This is a genomic window from Nocardia donostiensis (assembly GCF_002081715.1).
Lineage (GTDB): Bacteria > Actinomycetota > Actinomycetes > Mycobacteriales > Mycobacteriaceae > Nocardia > Nocardia donostiensis.
This window is the reverse complement of sequence record NZ_MUKP01000013.1, coordinates 33,904-52,903: the sequence shown is the minus strand read 5'-3', so window position 1 is coordinate 52,903 and position 19,000 is coordinate 33,904. Positions and strand designations below refer to the sequence as shown.

General features: G+C 66.0%; 20 protein-coding genes. 14 read left to right on the top strand and 6 right to left on the bottom strand.

Translation table 11 applies throughout. From position 1 onward, the window contains the following. Window positions 1–18: 18 nt before the first annotated feature. The gene (locus B0T44_RS11200; RefSeq protein ID WP_077119373.1) at window positions 19–1,689 is read left to right on the top strand and encodes an FAD-dependent oxidoreductase; all 1,671 of its coding nucleotides are present in this window, start codon (window positions 19–21) and stop codon (window positions 1,687–1,689) included. Between the two features lie 64 nt (window positions 1,690–1,753). Here B0T44_RS11200 and B0T44_RS11195 read toward each other — a convergent pair whose 3' ends face one another. Then, window positions 1,754–2,548, bottom strand: a complete 795-nt coding sequence (locus tag B0T44_RS11195) for an acyl-[acyl-carrier-protein] thioesterase (protein WP_217697533.1) — start codon at window positions 2,546–2,548, stop codon at window positions 1,754–1,756. Between the two features lie 300 nt (window positions 2,549–2,848). Between B0T44_RS11195 and B0T44_RS11190 the strand changes: the two genes are divergently transcribed. Beyond that, window positions 2,849–3,823, top strand: a complete 975-nt coding sequence (locus B0T44_RS11190; RefSeq protein ID WP_077119369.1) for an NADPH:quinone oxidoreductase family protein — start codon at window positions 2,849–2,851, stop codon at window positions 3,821–3,823. A gap of 76 nt (window positions 3,824–3,899) precedes the next feature. Here the strand turns inward: B0T44_RS11190 and B0T44_RS11185 are convergent, their stop codons facing one another. Next, a complete protein-coding gene (locus tag B0T44_RS11185) occupies window positions 3,900–4,424 on the bottom strand; it encodes an Lrp/AsnC family transcriptional regulator (RefSeq protein ID WP_077119367.1) in 525 nt (174 codons plus the stop codon). A gap of 175 nt (window positions 4,425–4,599) precedes the next feature. Between B0T44_RS11185 and hppD the strand changes: the two genes are divergently transcribed. The 9 genes from hppD (at window position 4,600) to B0T44_RS11140 (ending at window position 12,564) form a co-directional block, all read left to right on the top strand. Then, window positions 4,600–5,799, top strand: coding sequence for a 4-hydroxyphenylpyruvate dioxygenase (hppD, locus tag B0T44_RS11180; RefSeq protein ID WP_077119365.1), 1,200 nt, complete (start codon window positions 4,600–4,602; stop codon window positions 5,797–5,799). 37 nt (window positions 5,800–5,836) lie between these two features. Then, window positions 5,837–6,364 (top strand): DUF3558 domain-containing protein, encoded by a 528-nt coding sequence (locus B0T44_RS11175; protein ID WP_077119363.1) that lies wholly within the window; start codon window positions 5,837–5,839, stop codon window positions 6,362–6,364. Between the two features lie 7 nt (window positions 6,365–6,371). After that, on the top strand, window positions 6,372–6,923 hold the full coding sequence (locus tag B0T44_RS11170; RefSeq protein ID WP_254854225.1) for a DUF3558 domain-containing protein: 552 nt from the start codon (window positions 6,372–6,374) through the stop codon (window positions 6,921–6,923). A gap of 332 nt (window positions 6,924–7,255) precedes the next feature. Continuing rightward, window positions 7,256–7,630 (top strand): 30S ribosomal protein S12, encoded by a 375-nt coding sequence (gene rpsL, locus B0T44_RS11165; protein WP_077119361.1) that lies wholly within the window; start codon window positions 7,256–7,258, stop codon window positions 7,628–7,630. A gap of 1 nt (window position 7,631) precedes the next feature. Continuing rightward, on the top strand, window positions 7,632–8,102 hold the full coding sequence (gene rpsG, locus B0T44_RS11160) for a 30S ribosomal protein S7 (protein WP_077119359.1): 471 nt from the start codon (window positions 7,632–7,634) through the stop codon (window positions 8,100–8,102). A gap of 138 nt (window positions 8,103–8,240) precedes the next feature. Then, window positions 8,241–10,343, top strand: coding sequence for an elongation factor G (gene fusA, locus B0T44_RS11155; protein ID WP_077119357.1), 2,103 nt, complete (start codon window positions 8,241–8,243; stop codon window positions 10,341–10,343). Between the two features lie 88 nt (window positions 10,344–10,431). Beyond that, window positions 10,432–11,622: an elongation factor Tu gene (gene tuf / locus B0T44_RS11150; RefSeq protein WP_077119355.1), complete on the top strand. Its 1,191-nt coding sequence runs from the start codon at window positions 10,432–10,434 to the stop codon at window positions 11,620–11,622. 109 nt (window positions 11,623–11,731) lie between these two features. Then, complete coding sequence (locus B0T44_RS11145) at window positions 11,732–12,214, top strand: DUF6247 family protein (RefSeq protein ID WP_077119353.1); 483 nt, start codon at window positions 11,732–11,734, stop codon at window positions 12,212–12,214. Next, the gene (locus B0T44_RS11140; RefSeq protein WP_077119351.1) at window positions 12,211–12,564 is read left to right on the top strand and encodes a hypothetical protein; all 354 of its coding nucleotides are present in this window, start codon (window positions 12,211–12,213) and stop codon (window positions 12,562–12,564) included. Before B0T44_RS11145 ends, B0T44_RS11140 begins: the two co-directional genes overlap by 4 nt. Window positions 12,565–12,574: 10 nt before the next feature. Here B0T44_RS11140 and B0T44_RS11135 read toward each other — a convergent pair whose 3' ends face one another. The 4 genes from B0T44_RS11135 to B0T44_RS11115 form a co-directional block, all read right to left on the bottom strand. After that, the gene (locus B0T44_RS11135; protein WP_081514181.1) at window positions 12,575–13,531 is read right to left on the bottom strand and encodes a hypothetical protein; all 957 of its coding nucleotides are present in this window, start codon (window positions 13,529–13,531) and stop codon (window positions 12,575–12,577) included. Window positions 13,532–13,642: 111 nt separating this feature from the next. Further along, on the bottom strand, window positions 13,643–14,851 hold the full coding sequence (locus B0T44_RS11125; RefSeq protein WP_077119344.1) for a lipase family protein: 1,209 nt from the start codon (window positions 14,849–14,851) through the stop codon (window positions 13,643–13,645). Window positions 14,852–14,938: 87 nt separating this feature from the next. Next, window positions 14,939–15,556 (bottom strand): TetR/AcrR family transcriptional regulator, encoded by a 618-nt coding sequence (locus B0T44_RS11120; protein ID WP_077119342.1) that lies wholly within the window; start codon window positions 15,554–15,556, stop codon window positions 14,939–14,941. Between the two features lie 33 nt (window positions 15,557–15,589). After that, a complete protein-coding gene (locus tag B0T44_RS11115; protein WP_077119534.1) occupies window positions 15,590–15,946 on the bottom strand; it encodes an SPW repeat protein in 357 nt (118 codons plus the stop codon). A gap of 236 nt (window positions 15,947–16,182) precedes the next feature. Between B0T44_RS11115 and B0T44_RS11110 the strand changes: the two genes are divergently transcribed. The 3 genes from B0T44_RS11110 to B0T44_RS11100 all read left to right on the top strand — a co-directional run bounded on the left by B0T44_RS11110 (window position 16,183) and on the right by B0T44_RS11100 (window position 18,974). Continuing rightward, on the top strand, window positions 16,183–17,382 hold the full coding sequence (locus B0T44_RS11110) for an NAD(P)/FAD-dependent oxidoreductase (RefSeq protein ID WP_077119339.1): 1,200 nt from the start codon (window positions 16,183–16,185) through the stop codon (window positions 17,380–17,382). A gap of 10 nt (window positions 17,383–17,392) precedes the next feature. Beyond that, on the top strand, window positions 17,393–18,154 hold the full coding sequence (locus B0T44_RS11105) for a glutamate racemase (RefSeq protein WP_077119337.1): 762 nt from the start codon (window positions 17,393–17,395) through the stop codon (window positions 18,152–18,154). 91 nt (window positions 18,155–18,245) lie between these two features. Further along, window positions 18,246–18,974, top strand: coding sequence for a DNA alkylation repair protein (locus tag B0T44_RS11100; protein WP_077119532.1), 729 nt, complete (start codon window positions 18,246–18,248; stop codon window positions 18,972–18,974). The last annotated feature ends 26 nt before the right edge of the window (window positions 18,975–19,000 follow it).

The window sequence follows — 19,000 nt, the reverse complement described above, 5'->3', positions numbered from 1 at the left end:
TTCGAGGATCTGCACAATATGGCCTACGTCATCACGCAGCGTTGTTGCAACGACGCCAGCTGCGTTTCCGAGTGCCCGGTCGACTGCATCCGTCCCACCCCGGACCAGCCGGAATTCGCGACGACCGAGATGCTCTACATCGACCCCGACACTTGCATCGATTGCGGCGCCTGTGTCGACGCGTGCCCGGTGGAGGCCATCTTCTCCGAGGATGATCTGACCGCATCGCTGGCCCGGTTCCGCGAGATCAACGCCGAATACTTCCAGCGGCATCCACTGGAATCGAACCTGGACCCCCTCCCCACGCCGGTGCGCCCACCGAAGGACCTGGGCACGCTGCGGGTGGCGATAGTCGGCGCCGGACCAGCCGCCTGTTACGCCGCCGATGAACTGCTGCGCCGGGCCGATGTGCAGGTGGAGCTGTTCGACCGGGTACCAACCCCGTGGGGGCTGGTGCGCACAGGTGTCGCGCCCGATCACCCGGGCACCAAAACGGTGTCGAACATGTTCGAGTCGGCGTTCCGCCGCGACACCATGCAGTACTACCTCAACGTCGAGGTCGGTACGCACATCACTCATGCGGAACTGCTCGCCCACCACCATGCGGTCATCTACGCGGTCGGTGCGGCCTCCGACCGGAGGATGGGCGTGCCGGGGGAAGACCTGCCCGGCAGCCACTCGGCCACCGAATTCGTCGCCTGGTACAACGGTCACCCCGATTACGCCGATCGGCAGTTCGATCTGTCCGGCGAGCGGGCCGTGATCGTCGGCAACGGCAATGTCGCGCTCGACGTCGCCCGGGTGCTGACCGTCGACCCGGACGAGCTGGCCACCACCGATATCGCCGACCACGCGCTGGACGCGCTGCGCGACAGCAAGATCCGTGAGGTCGTCGTGCTCGGCAGGCGCGGGCCGCTGCAGGCCGCCTACACGTCGCCGGAGTTCATGGCTCTGACCCATCTCCAGGGCGTCGACGTTGTGGTCGACCCGGCCGAGCTGGAACTCGATCCGGCCAGCCAGGCGCTGCTCGACGACCCGGATATCGAACCGTCGCTGCGGCTCAAGTACACGCTGGCGCGCGAATACGCCGAAGCGCCGCGCGATCCGGCCAATAAGCGGATCGTCTTCCGCTATCTCGCCTCGCCGTCGGCGGTGACCGGCACGGACCAGGTCGAGGGACTCGAGTACGTGCGCAACGAGCTGGTCGAAGAGGGCGGCCAGGTGGTGGCCAGGGCCACCGACCGGACCGACAACCTGCCCGCCTCGCTGGTGCTGCGTTCCATCGGATACCGCGGTAAGGCGGTGGCCGACCTGCCGTTCGACGAACGTCGCGCCGTGGTGCCCAACGAGCACGGCCGGGTGACCGGGCCGGACGGCACGCCGCTGACCGGTGTGTACGTCAGCGGCTGGATCAAACGCGGCCCGCGTGGGGTGATCGGCTCCAACCGGGTCGATTCCGAGGAAACCGTCGAAGCGCTGATCGCCGATTTCATCGCGGGCAAGCTGAACACGCCGTCGGGCGACCGGGACGCCCTGCGCACACTCGTGCGGGAGCGCAAACCGGACATGGTCGACAAGGACCGGTGGCGGGCGATCGACCGGGCGGAGCGCGACGCCGGTAAATCGGCGGGCCGCCCGCGGGTCAAGTTCACCACCCGGGAGGATCTGCTGAAGGCCGCCGAAAGCTGAACCGAACCGGGACACCGGCCGCGGACGGTCTCGACCGACCTCCGCGGCCGGTGTTTCGCTCGAATCAGGTCCGGCCCGGCTGCTGACCGGGCAGCGGCATGATCCGCACGATGGTGGTGGTCGTGCCGCCGACGACGAACCACAGGCGCAGTGTCGGGTTTCCCGTCCCTCGGTCTCCGGGTTCGTAGCGGCTGCGCACACTGATGTGCTGGCGGGCCAGCACCGGGGCCACGTATTCGATCACGGCGCGGTGCGGTGCGGCCACCAGCTTGGGGTAGTCGACCAGGTACTGCTCGACGGCCTGCCAGTAGCAGGCGTTGTTGACGTGGTTGTACTGGTCGATATCGGTCGCGCGCAGCGGGAACGGCAGGTCGGTGTCCGATTCCGGTGGGGTGGTGTCGGTGAGCCAGGGCCGCCAGCGCAGCCGGTGCTCGTCGGTGGTGCGGCCCAGATAGGTCAGCCCCTCGTCGCTGATCCGGGCGGGCATATTGTTCGACTCGTTGATATTGATCCAGAACCCTTCGGTCTCGATCAGGCCGCCGTTGTCGCTGGTGATGCGCACCCGCATATTGGCCCAGCGGGTCGACATGCTCGAACACCAGCGCAGCAGCCGCACCTGGTCGGGCCACAGCACCGGCCGGATCACATCGATGACGGTGCGCCGCACGATCCAGCTCGGGTCGGTTCGTTCGAGGAAAGTTTGCTGAAGCTGCTCCCAGGCGATGTCCTGCAGATATCGGGCGACGCCGTCGAGCCGCAGCCGGTTGTAGGGGTCCACGTCGCCGGCCCGTACGGGCCACGCTGAAGCAAAGCCCATGCCCTCCTGGGGAAGCGGGGCGAGTGGCTGATCGAGTGACACTTGTGCTCCTCGCGCTGCACGGTGTGCCGCGTTACTCATACGGTGCTTCTTGTGACACGACTTTACGGGTCATATGTCACACCCTCGCGTCGAGTCGTCGATAACCGGACCGCGGGCCGTCGGTCCGGTAGCCGACGTATCCGCCGTTTGCCATGAATTCGCGCTCGCACTGGTCTCGGTGGGCTCGACAAAGCCGGGCGGTCTGGACAGGAACCGAGCGGAGGCGGTTAGGTGGGTCGGGAAACGCCGGTCGGCCAGTGGGCGCGGCCGGTGCCGTCGGATGGACAGAGAGGTCGGCATATGCGCGCAGCCCAGGTCGGCAAGCTGGAAGGACCGGACGCGATCGAGGTCGTCGAGATCGACGAGCCGAAGGCGTTCCCGGGCGGCGTGGTCATCGACGTGCACGCGGCCGGTGTGGCTTTTCCCGATGTGCTGATGACCCGCGGTCAGTACCAGATGAAGCCGGAGCTGCCGTTCGTGGTCGGCGGCGAGGTTGCAGGCATCGTGCGCCAGGCGCCCGAGGGCGCGCATGTGCGGCCGGGAGACCGGGTGCTCGCGTTGACCCTGCTCGGCAACGCCATCGCCGAGGTGGCCGTGGCGCCGGTGGATATGGTCTTCCGGCTACCGGACAACATCTCCCTCCAGGCCGGGGCCGGGATCCTGTTCAACGACCTGACCGTGCATTTCTGCCTGCGTAATCGGGGCAGGCTCGCCGAGGGCGAGACAGTACTGGTGCACGGTGCGGCGGGCGGTATCGGCACCTCCACGCTGCGCATGGCGGGTGCACTCGGCGCGGGCCGGGTGATCGCCGTGGTGAGCACCGAGGCCAAGGCGGAGGTGGCGCGCGCCAACGGTGCCACCGATGTGGTGCTCACCGACGGCTGGCTGGCTGCGGTCAAGGAACTGACCGACGGTCGCGGCGTGGATATCGTGCTCGACCCGGTCGGCGGTGACCGGTTCACCGACAGCATCCGTTCGCTCGCCTCCGCGGGCCGGCTGCTGGTGGTCGGCTTCACCGCGGGCAAGATCCCCACGGTGAAGGTGAACCGGCTGCTGCTCAAGAACGTCGAGGTGGTCGGCGCCGCCTGGGGCGAATGGGTGATGAGTCACCCGGGTTATCTGGCCGAACAGTGGGCCGAAGTGGAGCCGCTGCTCGCGTCGGGAAAGATTGCGCCACCGGAGCCGGTGCTGTTCCCGCTGGAGGAGACCGCAGCAGCGGTGGCGTCGCTGGACAACCGCACCGCGAAAGGAAAAGTTGTCGTCACCCTGCGCTGAACCACTCCCTACCCGCACCGACCGCGCCGAGGTGGAAGCCGCGGCCACCGCGCGGCCGTGCGCCCGGGAACGTTGTTCAGTGTTCCCGGGCCACCCGGTAGGCAGGCGCTTTCGCGGTCCCGGCGGCGGTGCGGGTACGCAGCAGCGGCAGGGTTCGGTGCGGGACCACCGTGGACAGCACGACCACGCTGTGTGACCGAACCACCGAATGCGTGCGGTCGATGCTGAGCAGCACCGCCTGCAAACCGGCATGGGAATCGGCGGCAATGCGGCACAGCACGTCACCGGAACCGGTGGTCGCGTACGCCTCCAGCACACCGGGTATCGCCTCCAGTTCGGCGGCGACCGCATCCAGCGCGCCCTGCGCTATTTCCAATGTGACGAACGCCTGCACATCGAAACCGGCGGCGCCGACATCGATCTGCGGATCGTAGGAGGAGATGACCCCGGCTTCCTCCATCCGGGTGATCCGCGATTGCACCGTCGCCCGCGCCACCCTGGTGCGGCGAGACAGTTCGAGAATCCCGGCCCGCTGATAGTCGTGCATAGCGGTGAGGATCGCGAGATCGAGTTCGTCCAGTTTCGCCGGTATGCGTGACATGGCGGGCCTTTCATCTGCCGTTGCGGATCGCAGGCGGCGGCGAGCGGACGCGCCTACCGGGCGCTGCTATTCAAATTGTCCAGCATTTCCCGGCTGGAACTAGGCCGAATCGCCACAATGTTCACCGAAAGGCGACGTTGTTGCCCAGCCGCGTGGGCAAGGATTTCCTGGAGGCATGACCCTGGAACAGGCGCCGCGGAACCGGCAGGCCACACCGGACGAGACGGAGTTGCGCACCCTCGTCGGCCTGGTCGATCACGACAACAGCAGCGATCCCTTCCCGGTGCTCGGCTGGGACGCGCTGGTCTGGGTGGTCGGTAACGCCACTCAGACCGCGCACTTCCTGCAATCGGCGTTCGGAATGCGCTGGGAGGCCTATTCCGGGCCGGAAACCGGTAATCGCGATCACAAGGCGTTCGTACTGCGCAGCGGCGGCGTCAGATTCGTGGTCACCGGCGCGGTGGACCCGGACAGCCCGCTGGTCGCCCAGCATGCTAGGCACGGCGACGGCGTGGTCGATATCGCCCTAGAGGTGCCCGATGTGGACCGCTGTATCGCCTGGGCGCGCAGGCACGGCGCGACAGTGCTCGTGGAACCGCACGACCGGACCGACGAATTCGGCACCGTCCGCTCGGCCGCGCTGGCCACCTACGGCGACACCAGGCACAGCCTGGTCGATCGTTCCCGGTACGCGGGCCCGTACCTGCCCGGATATATCGCCCGCAGCTCCACCTACCAACCGCGCGAGGGCGCACCGAAACGGTTGTTCCAGGCGATCGACCACGTGGTGGGCAATGTAGAGCTGGGCCGGATGGACGAATGGGTCGAGTTCTACCGCCGCGTCATGGGTTTCACGAATATGGCCGAATTCGTCGGCGACGATATCGCCACCGAATATTCGGCATTGATGAGCAAGGTGGTGGCCAACGGCAACCATCGAGTGAAATTCCCGCTCAACGAACCGGCGATGGGGCGCAAGCGTTCTCAGATCGACGAATACCTCGAGTTCTATCGCGGCCCCGGTGTGCAGCATATAGCGCTCGCTACGGCGGACATCCTGTCGTGTGTGGACAATCTGCGCCGCGAAGGCGTGGAATTCCTCGCCACCCCAGACGCTTACTACGACGATCCGGAACTGCGCGCCCGCATCGGCCGGGTCCGTGTCCCCGTCGAGGAATTGCGGCGCCGCGGCATCCTGGTCGACCGTGACGAAGACGGCTACCTGTTGCAGATCTTCTGCAAACCGCTCACCGACCGGCCCACCGTCTTCTTCGAACTCATCGAACGTCACGGTTCTCTCGGCTTCGGCAAAGGCAACTTCAAAGCTCTCTTCCAGGCCATCGAACGCGAACAGCAGGCCCGCGGCAATCTGTGAGCCGGTGTGGTTGTGCCGCGCCGGTAGAGTTCAACTCATGCGGATTCCGTCGGCGATCGTGACCGGGCTGGCGCTGGCATTGCTGTTGTCGGCGTGCGGTGGTGACGGTGACTCCGACTCCACCGATGCGCCGCTGCGTCCGCCGCCCAAGGTGGCCGCGCTCGGGCCGTTCGTCGGTGAGTGCGGGCACGTCACCGACGAGGAGGTCAGCCGGATCTCTGGAATCGGCCAGATCGCCCAGGTATTCAAGAATTCAGTGGGTTGCAACTGGCAGGCGGGTGGAATGAGTTCGCCCAGTGTTACTTTCGCCTCCTATCGGGGCAGCCCGATCGAGCGGGAGAAGGCGTGGGTGTCCAGTGTCGGACGCGCGCCGGAGACGATCGAGGTGGGCGGCCACACCGGGTTCCAGGCGCTGGATCCCAGCGGTTCGGTCTGCGACCTGGCCGTGCAGCTCGGCGACGACTTCTTCGAATGGTCGATGTCCTACGGCTGGTTCCCCCCCGCCGGGGACCCGTGTGACAAGACGCGCGAGCTGGCCGAGCTGACCGTGCAGCGGCTCGGATGAGGGGGCGATGATGTCAGGGAAGACAGCAGGAGCACGGCGCACGGTGCGGGCCGTGGCGCTGGCCGTCGCCGGTGTCGCGGTGGCGGCGTCCGCGGTGGGCTGCGGCAGAACTATCGAGGGCTCGGCGCAGCCGGTGGGCGCAGGCGAGACGGTGAACACCGAATTCGACAAACTGCTGCGGGAATGCGAGGTCGTGGCGATGGACAAGATCGCAGAAACGGTCGGCGCGGACTCCATCAACTCCTCGTTCAACGGCGCGATCTGTATGTGGGATCTGGGCAACGGTATGGTGACGCTCAACTGGTACGAAATCGGCTCCTTGACCAACGAGAAGACCAACAACGACCGACTCGGCTATCTCACCGAAAGCGTCACCGTCGAGGGCAGGCGGGCATTGCAGAGTCGCAGGCCCAACGATCCGCATTCCTGCGGGGTGAGCGCGAGCGCCGCCGATACCGGCATCATCGGCTGGTGGGTCAACTATCGGCCGGGTGGGCACAAAGACCCGTGTGAGGCGGCGAAGAAACTGGTGGAGCTGACCTTGAATCTCGCGCGATGATCGGCGGTCGCCCCCGCGTAGCACGCCGGACGTAGCGTTTATGGTGTCGGTGCAGGTCGGCCAGGGTGCGCGCCGAAGGCCCCACTTTGACCCTCGTCGCTACGCCCGAGTACAGTGGACCGCTGTGCCCGGAAGGATGCGGGCAAGTTCGAGCGCAGATGTAGGCCAGCGAGAGCGGCTGACAGTTTCAGCGCGCCTGAAATCAGGCCCTGACCTGCGTGCGACACGCCCGACCTCGGGTCGCGAGAAACGTGGTTGGACGTGCGGGTGAAAGCTCGACGAACAGACCTGAAAGTCCACACACCGCAATAACCAATAAGGAAAGCCGGTCTATGCCAACCATCAACCAGCTGGTCCGCAAGGGTCGTCACGCCAAAGTCGGCACGACCAAAGTCGCGGCCCTCAAGGGGAGCCCGCAGCGTCGTGGCGTGTGCACCCGCGTGTACACCACGACCCCGAAGAAGCCGAACTCCGCGCTGCGTAAGGTCGCGCGTGTTCGCCTGACCAGCGCGGTCGAGGTCACGGCCTACATCCCGGGCGAAGGCCACAACCTGCAGGAGCACTCGATGGTGCTCGTCCGCGGCGGCCGTGTGAAGGACCTCCCCGGTGTGCGCTACAAGATCATCCGCGGCTCGCTCGACACCCAGGGTGTGAAGAACCGCAAGCAGGCCCGCAGCCGTTACGGCGCCAAGAAGGAGAAGAGCTGATATGCCGCGCAAGGGCCCCGCACCCAAGCGTCCGTTGATCAACGACCCGGTCTATGGGTCGCCGCTGGTGAGCCAGCTGGTCAACAAGATCCTGCTCGACGGTAAGAAGTCGACCGCCGAGCGCATCGTGTACGGCGCGCTGGAGCAGGCGCGTGAAAAGACCGGCACCGACCCGGTTGTCACTCTCAAACGCGCGCTGGACAACGTCAAGCCGTCGCTCGAGGTCAAGCCGCGCCGCGTCGGTGGCGCCACCTACCAGGTGCCGGTCGAGGTCCGTCCCGGCCGCGCCAACACCCTGGCCCTGCGCTGGCTGGTCAACTTCTCCCGGGCCCGCCGGGAAAAGACCATGGTCGAGCGTCTGGCCAACGAGCTGCTCGACGCCAGCAACGGCCTCGGCGCCTCGGTGAAGCGCCGCGAGGACACCCACAAGATGGCCGAGTCCAACCGGGCCTTCGCGCACTACCGCTGGTGACGTCTACCCGGCCCGTTGTCGGTGGGCCGGAAGGCATACAGCTGGACGCGGCACCACGGTGTCGTATCCGACGACATAGCGGCGGCCACACCGGTCGTCGGTGAAGATCCCAACTAGCTACGAGCGGGGAAGATTTCCGTGGCACAGGACGTGCTCACCGACCTGAACAAGGTCCGCAACATCGGCATCATGGCCCACATCGATGCGGGCAAGACGACGACAACCGAACGCATCCTCTTCTACACCGGTGTGAACTACAAGCTCGGCGAGACGCACGACGGTGCGTCGACCACCGACTGGATGGAACAGGAACAGGAACGTGGCATCACCATCACCTCTGCCGCGGTGACCTGCTTCTGGAACAACAACCAGATCAATATCATCGACACACCGGGCCACGTCGACTTCACCGTCGAGGTGGAGCGCAGCCTGCGCGTGCTCGACGGTGCCGTCGCTGTTTTCGACGGCAAGGAAGGCGTCGAGCCGCAGTCCGAGCAGGTGTGGCGGCAGGCCGACAAGTACGACGTGCCTCGGATCTGCTTCGTCAACAAGATGGACAAGCTCGGTGCGGACTTCTACTTCACCGTGCAGACCATCAAAGACCGCCTTGGCGCCAAGCCGCTGGTCATCCAGCTGCCGATCGGTGCGGAGGACACCTTCGAAGGCGTTGTCGACCTGGTCGAGATGAACGCCAAGGTGTGGACCGGTGAAACCAAGCTCGGGGAGAAGTACGAGGTCCGCGAGATCCCGGCCGAGCTGGCGGAGAAAGCCGAACAGTACCGGCAGGAACTGCTGGAAACCGTCGCCGAGTCCGATGAGGCGCTGCTGGACAAGTTCTTCGGCGGTGAAGAGCTGACGGTCTCCGAGATCAAGGGCGCGATCCGCAAGATGACGGTCGGCTCCGAGCTCTACCCCGTGCTGTGTGGTTCGGCGTTCAAGAACAAGGGCGTGCAGCCCATGCTCGACGCGGTCGTGGACTACCTGCCTTCGCCGCTGGACGTCGAGTCCGTGCAGGGCCATGCCCCCGGCAAAGAGGACGAGGTCCTCACCCGCAAGCCGAGCGCCGACGAGCCGTTCGCCGCGCTGGCCTTCAAGATCGCGGTGCACCCGTTCTTCGGCAAGCTGACCTACATCCGTGTCTACTCGGGCAAGGTCGACTCCGGCGCTCAGGTCATCAACGCGACCAAGGGCAAGAAGGAGCGGCTGGGCAAGCTGTTCCAGATGCACTCCAACAAGGAGAACGCGGTTCCTTCGGTGAGCGCGGGCCACATCTACGCGGTGATCGGCCTCAAGGACACCACCACCGGTGACACCCTGTGCGATGCGAACAGCCAGATCGTGCTCGAGTCCATGACCTTCCCGGACCCGGTCATCGAGGTCTCCATCGAGCCCAAGACCAAGTCCGACCAGGAGAAGCTGGGCACCGCCATCCAGAAACTGGCCGAGGAGGACCCGACCTTCTCGGTGAAGCTGGACGCCGAGACCGGCCAGACCGTCATCGGCGGTATGGGCGAGCTGCACCTCGACATCCTGGTCGACCGCATGAAGCGCGAATTCAAGGTCGAGGCGAACGTTGGTAAGCCGCAGGTGGCCTACCGCGAGACGATCACCAAGAAGGTCGAGAAGCTCGAGTTCACCCACAAGAAGCAGACGGGTGGTTCGGGCCAGTTCGCGAAGGTCATCATCGCCCTGGAGCCGTTCGTCGGCGAGGACGGCGCGCACTACGAGTTCGAGAACAAGGTCACCGGTGGCCGTGTGCCGAAGGAGTACATCCCTTCGGTCGACGCGGGTGCACAGGACGCCATGCAGTACGGTGTGCTCGCCGGTTACCCGCTGGTGAACCTCAAAGTGACCCTGCTCGACGGTGCGTACCACGACGTCGACTCCTCGGAGATGGCGTTCAAGATCGCCGGCGCGCAGGCGCTCAAGGAGGCCGCCCGCAAAGCCGGTCCGGTGATCCTCGAACCGATGATGGCGGTCGAGGTGATCACGCCCGAGGACTACATGGGCGATGTGATCGGCGACCTGAACTCCCGCCGTGGCCAGATCCAGGCCATGGAGGAACGCAGTGGTGCCCGTGTCGTCAAGGCGCTGGTTCCGCTCTCGGAGATGTTCGGCTACATCGGTGACCTGCGGTCGAAGACCCAGGGCCGGGCGAACTACTCCATGGTGTTCGATTCGTACGCGGAGGTTCCGACCAACGTGTCGAAGGAGATCATCGCCAAGGCGACCGGGGAGTAACCCTCCCGGATCGTCAGCACGACCCCTGAAGTAAACAAATCCGCACTGCTGCAACTGCAAGCACCAACAAGTCCAGGAGGACACCACAGTGGCGAAGGCGAAGTTCGAGCGGACGAAGCCGCACGTCAACATCGGCACCATCGGTCACGTCGACCACGGCAAGACCACGCTGACCGCAGCGATCACCAAGGTGCTGGCGGACAAGTACCCGGACCTGAACGAGAGCTTTGCGTTCGATGCGATCGACAAGGCTCCCGAGGAGAAGGCTCGTGGTATCACGATCAACATCTCCCACGTCGAGTACCAGACCGAGAAGCGTCACTACGCGCACGTCGACGCCCCCGGTCACGCGGACTACATCAAGAACATGATCACCGGTGCGGCGCAGATGGACGGCGCCATCCTGGTGGTCGCCGCCACCGACGGCCCGATGCCGCAGACCCGTGAGCACGTGCTGCTCGCCCGTCAGGTCGGCGTGCCCTACATCCTGGTCGCGCTGAACAAGTCGGATATGGTCGACGACGAGGAAATCCTCGAGCTCGTCGAGATGGAGGTCCGCGAACTGCTGGCCTCGCAGGAGTTCGACGAGGAAGCCCCCGTCGTGCGCGTCTCCGGCCTCAAGGCCCTCGAGGGCGACGAGAAGTGGGCCGAGTCCATCATCGAGCTGATGAACGCGGTCGACGAGTCGATCCCGGACCCGGTCCGTGAGACCGACAAGCCGTTCCTGATGCCGATCGAGGACGTGTTCACCATCACCGGTCGTGGCACTGTCGTCACCGGCCGTGTCGAGCGTGGCGTGGTCAACCTCAACGAGGAAGTCGAGATCGTCGGCATCCGCCCGGAGAAGACCAAGACCACCATCACCGGTATCGAGATGTTCCGCAAGATGCTGGACACCGCTCAGGCCGGTGACAACGCCGGTCTGCTGATCCGCGGCATCAAGCGCGAGGATGTCGAGCGCGGCCAGGTTGTGATCAAGCCCGGCACCACCACCCCGCACACCGAGTTCGAGGGTCAGGCCTACATCCTGTCGAAGGACGAGGGTGGCCGCCACACTCCGTTCTTCAACAACTACCGTCCGCAGTTCTACTTCCGGACCACGGACGTGACGGGTGTGGTGACCCTGCCCGAGGGCACCGAAATGGTTATGCCCGGCGACAACACCGAGATGTCGGTGAAGTTGATCCAGCCGGTCGCCATGGACGAGGGCCTGCGCTTCGCGATCCGCGAAGGCGGCCGCACCGTCGGCGCCGGTCGCGTCACCAAGATCATCAAGTGATCTGACGCATCGCCATAACGGCGCCACCCCGTACGGGGTGGCGCCGTTATGCGTTTTACGCTTTCCGAGTTACCGAATTCGACTGGACATCCGAGGTAGTGTGGATGCCATGACCGCAGCATATGACGAGGTCCCGTTCAGCGAGCTACTACACAAGCCGGCATCGACGGCGGGTCGGCTCGACCATGTGCGCGCGCTGCGATTGCGGCGACGTGATGCCGGTGACTTGGCGCTGATGCGAATCGAGCAGCTCGCCGCCGAGGGAACAGTTGTCGACTTCACCGCTCGGCTGCTCGCCGGACTGGTGAACAAGGTCGGCGTGGAATCGTTGCGGTCGCTGCTGCCGGACGCCGTTCCGTGGGCGGCGTTCCTGCCTGCCGACGATCTCGACGAATTCGCAGCCGAACTGGTTACGGTGGCGCAGGGAGCCACCGCGCTGGCGAATCTTGCTCCGCTGGCAACGCTGATCGCCCAGTGGCGGCACACGGCAGAGGTATACGCCGACCCCGCCCTGTTCGAGCTGATCACGCGTGAGCCGGAAGGAGACCTCGGCCCTGTCCCTGCCCCGGATGCCCTGGAGCCACCGAAGTGAGCCCCAAGCGCGGTGATCGTGCTGCCCCACCTGCGGTCGGCACCGAATTCGATATCAGGTTCGCCACGACAGACGCCTCCGTCGGCTGGGAGCACTTGGCGCAGCAAGCCGGAACCGGGCTGAGACGTGCCTTCGACGCCATCCGCGCCCAACCGCGAGCAACCACCAATCCGGACCGGCAGCATCGGCTCAAAGGATCTCTGGGCTCTGCTGTGTGGAAGGGCGTGACGCTGGAACGGTGGCAGTACGAGGTCACCGGCGCAGGGCGCATCTGGTATCTCGTGGATGACGAGCGGCGCACGATCTGGATCAGCTACGCCGGCGTCGGACATCCGAAGGCTACCGAGTGACCGGCTGCGGTCAGTCGGTTTCGGCGGCTGCCTGTAACAGTGCTTGGGCGAATTCGACCATCTGATCGGTGCCGCCGTACCAGGCCGATACCACCGCGAGGGCGGCGCTGCGGGAGGTGCGGGCGGCCTGGGCCAATTCCTGGATCGAGGCTTCGCCGGATTCGGCTTTGGCAGCGAGGGCGCCCAGGCGGTCGCTGGCGAGCAGCAGGTGCATGATCAGGCGGACGTCGAGTTCGGTTGGAGCAGCCCCGGAACGGGGTTCGGTGTGGGGGTGCCGCTCGGTGTCCGGTTTGGCGCGGCGACGTCCCGGGGTGTCCTGTGACCGGGTGCGGGGGCTGGGTTCCGCGGTCGGGTTCCCCAGTGCAGGCTCGGGTTCTGCGGTCGTGTTTCGGAGCTGCGGGCTCGGCTCGGCGGTCGTAGTCCGGAGTTGGGTGCTGGGGTTCAGGGTGGCGTTCTGGATTCGATGCCCATGTTCCGGGGTTTCGTCGGATCGGCTGTGTCTACGAGGGGAATCGTTGCCCGGCTGGCTGTGCTGGTTCTCCGCTGGAACCGGGTCCGGTGCCGGTAGTCGGCCGGAGGTGTGCGGTTCAGTGCTGGCGGCTGCTGCGGTGCTGGAGGTACTCGATGTCGAGGGTGCAGTGAACAGCGAACCGTTCACCACCGACGCCGTCGGGTTCGTCGCGGTGGGGGAGCCATTGGTGGTGGATGTTTCCGACAATGTCGGTGCGCTGGCGGGACCGGGATCGACGGCCGGTTGTGGGACCGGCGGTGTCGCAGGGAACGACGGTGACGTCCAGTGGAAACCGTTCTGCGAGGGCTCGGTGCTACCGGACCCATTCGTCCTTGGGTCGACCCCGGTCAACCCAACGCCCGAGAAACCCCGGGAATCGGAATCCCGTTGGCTGCGGCGGTATTCCTCCTGGCGGGCACGAAGTTCTTCCCCGAGGCTGGCGTAATCGGCATCCATACAGCCATTCTTACCGGCCCATACCGGTTACGTCGCATGGAGGAGTGGGCCGTTGTCTACGGGTAGGCGCCGCTTCCAGGGAGGGAGCGGCGCCTACCGAGCGGTTCCGGGTCAGCAGTTGGACGGGGCAGGCTCGCCGCGAAAGCGGGCGTCGAGCCAGTTGATCATCGACGGGACACCGAGCACGGCGGCGCTGAGGTGTTCGGGGGAGTTGGTGAGTTCGGATTGCAACCGGACACCTGCTTCGCAGTAGCGGCGGTTGGTGTTGACGATGGAATCGACGGGGATGAGCGGGTCGGTGGGGGAATGCCATTCGTAAATCGGGATATTGGGCACGCCTTCGTAGAGTTCGAGGCTGTTCTCCTCCACCACGGCCCTGGCATCGGCATCGTTGATGAGGGTGGTGCTGCGGGCGTAGTCGCGGATGCTGCGGCCTGCGCCGGTGGCCAGGATTTCGTTGGTGCAGCCGTTGCCCATCTGGTTGCGGGCGGTCAGGCCTGCTTCATTGAGGTAGTCGCTGATCGGGAAGCGTTCCGGGTATTCGCGTTCCAGGCCGATACCGGCGGCCATCACCAGTCCGAACGCCGGATGCGGGTTGAACTGCAACGCTTCGAGCATTTTCACCAGGTTCGCCGGGACACCGCCTGTCGCGGCGCCTGCGAGCTTCAGTTCCGGTGCGTAGGTCGGCGCCAGCGCGGCCGCCCATGCGGTCGCCATCCCGCCGCCGGAGTAGCCTGCCATCGCAACCGGGCTGTTACGCACCCGGAGTTCGTCGACTTGCTGGGCCGCGCGGATACCGTCCAGCGTGATCTGGCCGCCCAGGCGTGCCGCACCGTAAGCGAAGGTGGGGCCAAGATGGTCGGGGAGCGCGATACTCCAACCGCGGCCGAGCAGAGCGTTGAGCGCTACGGCCTCTTTCACTTGGAGGTTGGGGTCGTGGGTGTAAAGGACGCGCGATATCGCGCAGTCGGGTCCGAGACCGTTGATGATGTGCTGGTAGCTCAGCAGCGGCCCATCGGGCCGGTGCAGTGCGGGGGTCAGAACGGTAGTGGTGGCCGCGATCGGCAGCCCGCGCGAGTTGGTCGAGCGGAACTTCACCAGGGTCACCTTGGTGTTGGGGAAGGTCAGCAGCGACGGCAGTTGTTTGACCCCGAGCACCTCACCCGGTTCACGGGTGGCGAGATCGGGCGGCGGCAAATAGAAGGGATCGGGGTCGGATGCCGGGTACATCGGAAGCGCCGGGGCAGGAGCAGTCCCGACCAGGAGCGTAGCGACGGCACTGAGTAGGGCGCCGGCTATCAGGCGCTGGATAACCTGCATGGAGGGTATTGGTATCACGGATCCGGTCGGTCAGGCGACCAGACACCGGGAATAACCCTCTGAACTGGGGGTATTCACAATCCGAAGTCAACCGAGCTGTGTCATCGCCGCAGCGATCACCTGTGCGACGCCGATGACCTCGTCCGCATCGGGTAGCGGCCCGCCGTCGAGGGCGTGCAGTCGGTCCAGGCCCGCGATTCCGAGCATGGTCGACACCCACGCAGCCGCGCATGCCTTCACCGTGCCCGGTCGCACCGGTGTGGGGGTGCTGGCCTGCAGGACTCGCGCCGTCACGTCGAGCAGTTGATCGCGCCAGCGGCGCAACTGCCTGCACACGTCGGGATGGGTGTCGGCCTCGCGCCACATGATCACCCGCAGTACCGGCGAATGGTGGCCGCGCACGTTGAGCGCGGTGCCCAGGTTGACCAGGCTGGCCGCTGGATCACCCGGCATGATGACGGAGGTGATATCGGTGATCGGCTGGGCAGGCATACGTTCGGCCACCAGGGCAGACAGGATCGCGTCCTTGGTGGGGAAGTAGTAGAAGATCAGTCCTTTGGGAACTCCGGCGGCATCGGCGATCGCCGCGGTGCCGGTGGCATCGAAACCCTGTGCTGCGAAGAGTTTCTCGGCGGCATCCAGGATGAGCCGCCGGGCGTCGCCCGCTGCAGCAGTGCGGCGACGCCCGTGCCGTGCTTTCGGCATGGAAGGGTGCCGGTGGTCGGTGGTATGCGACGGTCAGTGGTGCGCGGCGGGCCGGTGCATGCGTCCGGCAACCATGGGCAGTGCGACGACCGCGAGCACCACCGTGACGATGCCGACGATCCACGCCGTCCACGAGGCCCCGTTGTAACCGGTGAAGTCCATGACCCACGGGGACAGGAACATCAGTACGCCGAACAGCCCCATCGCGTAGTCGGCTGCCGACATCGCAGGTCGGTACATCTGGGCGAGGCCGGTGAGCGCGATCAGCACACCGAGCACGACCAGCGTCCAGGTAGCCCTATCGTTGGTTTCGAGCCATAGCGGTGACAGTGCGGCGAAGGCGCCGAGGAGCACGGCGAGTAGATCCTGGGTACGGCTTTCGGTGAACATTTCTTTCTGCCTCCCTTTGACTGGAGATAGACCGGAAACGGCCCTGACCTCGGTATAGACCTGATTGACCGGTCGGTCGACATCGTCGGGGATACGAATATGCGGCATTACGGGCGCGGTGACGTGACGCTGGTCACCGTATGGTGACGCGTTCGCGAGTCCAGGGCAGCCCTATGGCAAAATTTGTAACGTGTTCTAGTTTGGCGGCGCTGCTGCCACTGTAGAAGGGAGTCGGTATGACCGCGCCGATCGTGATCGTCGGCGCCGGCCTGGCCGGGTTGCGCACTGCCGAGGAACTGCGCCGCGTCGGATACGACGGCGAGCTGGTGTTGTTCGGCGACGAGGCGCGCCCGCCCTACGACCGGCCGCCGTTGTCGAAACAGTTCGTGCGCGGCGAAACCGACGACACCACATTGCGGCCCGCCGACTTCTTCGCCGACAAGCGCATCGACCTGCGGGTGAACACCGCAGCCGTCGGGGTCGACCCCGCAGTCCGCCGGGTGCTGCTTGCCGACGGCTCAGAGGTCGAATATCACCACCTGATCATCGCCACGGGGCTGCGCCCGCGTCGGTTGCCCGGGCTGGCGGCGCTGGCAGGGGTGCACGTGTTGCGCAGCCACGACGACGCTGTCGCGCTGCGCGCGGACCTGGTCGGTGCGGGCCGAGCGCTGGTGATCGGCGCCGGTTTCATCGGCTGTGAGCTGGCGGCCAGTTTCCGTGCCGGTGGCTTGCCCGTGGTGTTGGTCGAGCCGCAGCCGACTCCGCTGGCCGGGGTGCTCGGCGAACAGGTGGGGTCGCTGGTGGGGCGGCTGCACCGAGCCGAAGGCGTTGATCTGCGCTGCGGCGTCGGGGTCGATTCGCTGCTGTCGGATACTACGGGGCGGGTGCGCGGGGCCGTGCTCACCAACGGGGTCGAGGTGCTGGCTGATCTGGTGGTCGTCGGGATCGGTTCCCGGCCGGTGACCGAATGGCTGGAGGGGTCCGGTATCGCACTGGTGGAACCGTCGGCCGGGGGCGGTGTGCTCGCCGATGAGGCGGGACGCACCGGTGTCGACGGTGTATGGGCAGTCGGGGACGTGGCCGCCTGGAGGTACTCCAGCGGCGGCTGTACCCGAATCGAGCACTGGACCAACGCCGGTGAGCAGGCGAAACTCCTCGCCTGCGCGCTGCTGGGCGCCGAACCGCCGAGCGCCGCCCAGGTGCCGTACTTCTGGAGCGACCAGTACGACGTGAAGGTGCAAGCGCTTGGCACCCCGAGGGCCGGCGACGATATCCGTATCGTCGCCGACGACGGCAGGAAATTCCTCGCCTACTACTCCCGCGAGGAGCGGCTCACCGGTGTGGTCGGCGGTGGGATGCCCGGTCAGGTGATGAAGACGCGCGCGAAGATCGCGGCCGGTGCCCCGGTCGCCGAGTTGCTCGGGGCTGCCAAATAACCTTGTCGATGTGATCGTCGCGCTCATCGACTCCGGTTTCGGCCTGCTGCCCACTGCTGCGTGGGTGCGCAAGCTGCGCCCCGATGTGGATCTGCTGCTGCAGCTGGACCCCGACGGCGCCCCATGGGGGCCGAAACCGGAGCAGTGGGTCGTCGATCGGGTGGTCTCGGCTGCCCGCACCGCACTGGAGTCGGGTGCGGAGGTGATCGTGCTGCCGTGCAACACGGCCAGCGTCACCGCGCTCGACCATGTTCGCGCCGATGTCGGACCCGACGTCCCGGTGGTCGGCACCGTGCCCGCGATCAAACCGGCCGCCGCGGTATGCCGTTCGGTGGCAGTGTGGGCGACCGCCGCCACCACCGCCAGCCGCTATCAGGCGGATCTGATCGCCCGTTTCGCCTGCGCGGCGAAGGTGACCAGCGTGGCCTGCCACGGCCTCGCCGAAGCCGTCGATCGCGGTGATCTGGTGGCGGTCTCGGAGAGCATCGCCCGCGCCGCCGAACAAACCCCCGACGATGTGGAGGGCGTGGTGCTCGGCTGCACCCACTACCCGCTGGTGGTCGACAACATCGTGGCCGCGCTGCCCGACGGTGTGCGCCTGTTCGACAGCGCCCAAGCCGTGGCCACCCAGACGATCCGGCGCATGGATGCCCTTGGCAGGCCGAGTACCGGCAACGGCGAAGTGCGCGTGCTCAACAGTGGCCGCCCCGGCGAGCTTCCCGCTGGGGCGGCAGCGTATGAGCCGGGCAGGATATTGGGCGCAACGGCTTGATCGTGCCGCCGCCCGGCATTCGGGCGGGGCGCCTGCTGTGCGCTGCCGAATGGTGTTTCCGGAGGACGGGGTGAGCGTGGTAGCCGATCATATGACAGCCGGCCAGGTGCGAAAAGCGCTGGCCGAATACGCGAACCCGGACGACGCGGCGAATCTGCAGCGCTTTTTCAAAACCGGCCCCGGCGAGTACGGCGAAGGTGATGTGTTCATCGGCGTCCGCGTGCCGGTCACCCGTTCGGTGGCGAAACGTTTCTCCACCCTCTCGCTCGTCGAAATAGACGAGCTGCTGAACGACCCGGTACACGAGCACCGCATGGCCGCTCTGGTTATCCTCGGCAACCTCTTCACCCGCGTATCCACGCCTCGCGCCTACGACGCCGCCGCTCGCGACGAGATCGCCGCCCGGTACCTGGCCGCCGTTCGCCGCGGCTGCGTGAACAACTGGGACCTCGTCGATGTCTCCGCCGAAAAGATCATCGGCCCCTGGCTGTTCGGTAAACCCATCGACCTGCTGATGGAATTGGCTGCCGCGGATTCGCTGTGGGAGCGCCGAGTAGCCCTGCTCGCCACCTTCGCCTTCATCAAATCCGGTGACCCTGCGCCGACTTTCACCGTTGCCGAACACCTACTGGACGACCGCCGCGACCTGATCCAAAAAGCCCTCGGCTGGATGCTCCGAGAAGTAGGAAAACGAATAGACCAGCGCCTACTCACCGACTTCTTGAACCACCACGCCCCCGGCCTCGGCCGCACCGCCCTCAGCTACGCCACCGAACACCTGACCCCGGAACAACGCGCCCGCTACCGCGCCCTCCGCTGAGCCCCCTGGCGGCACAGAAGAAACAA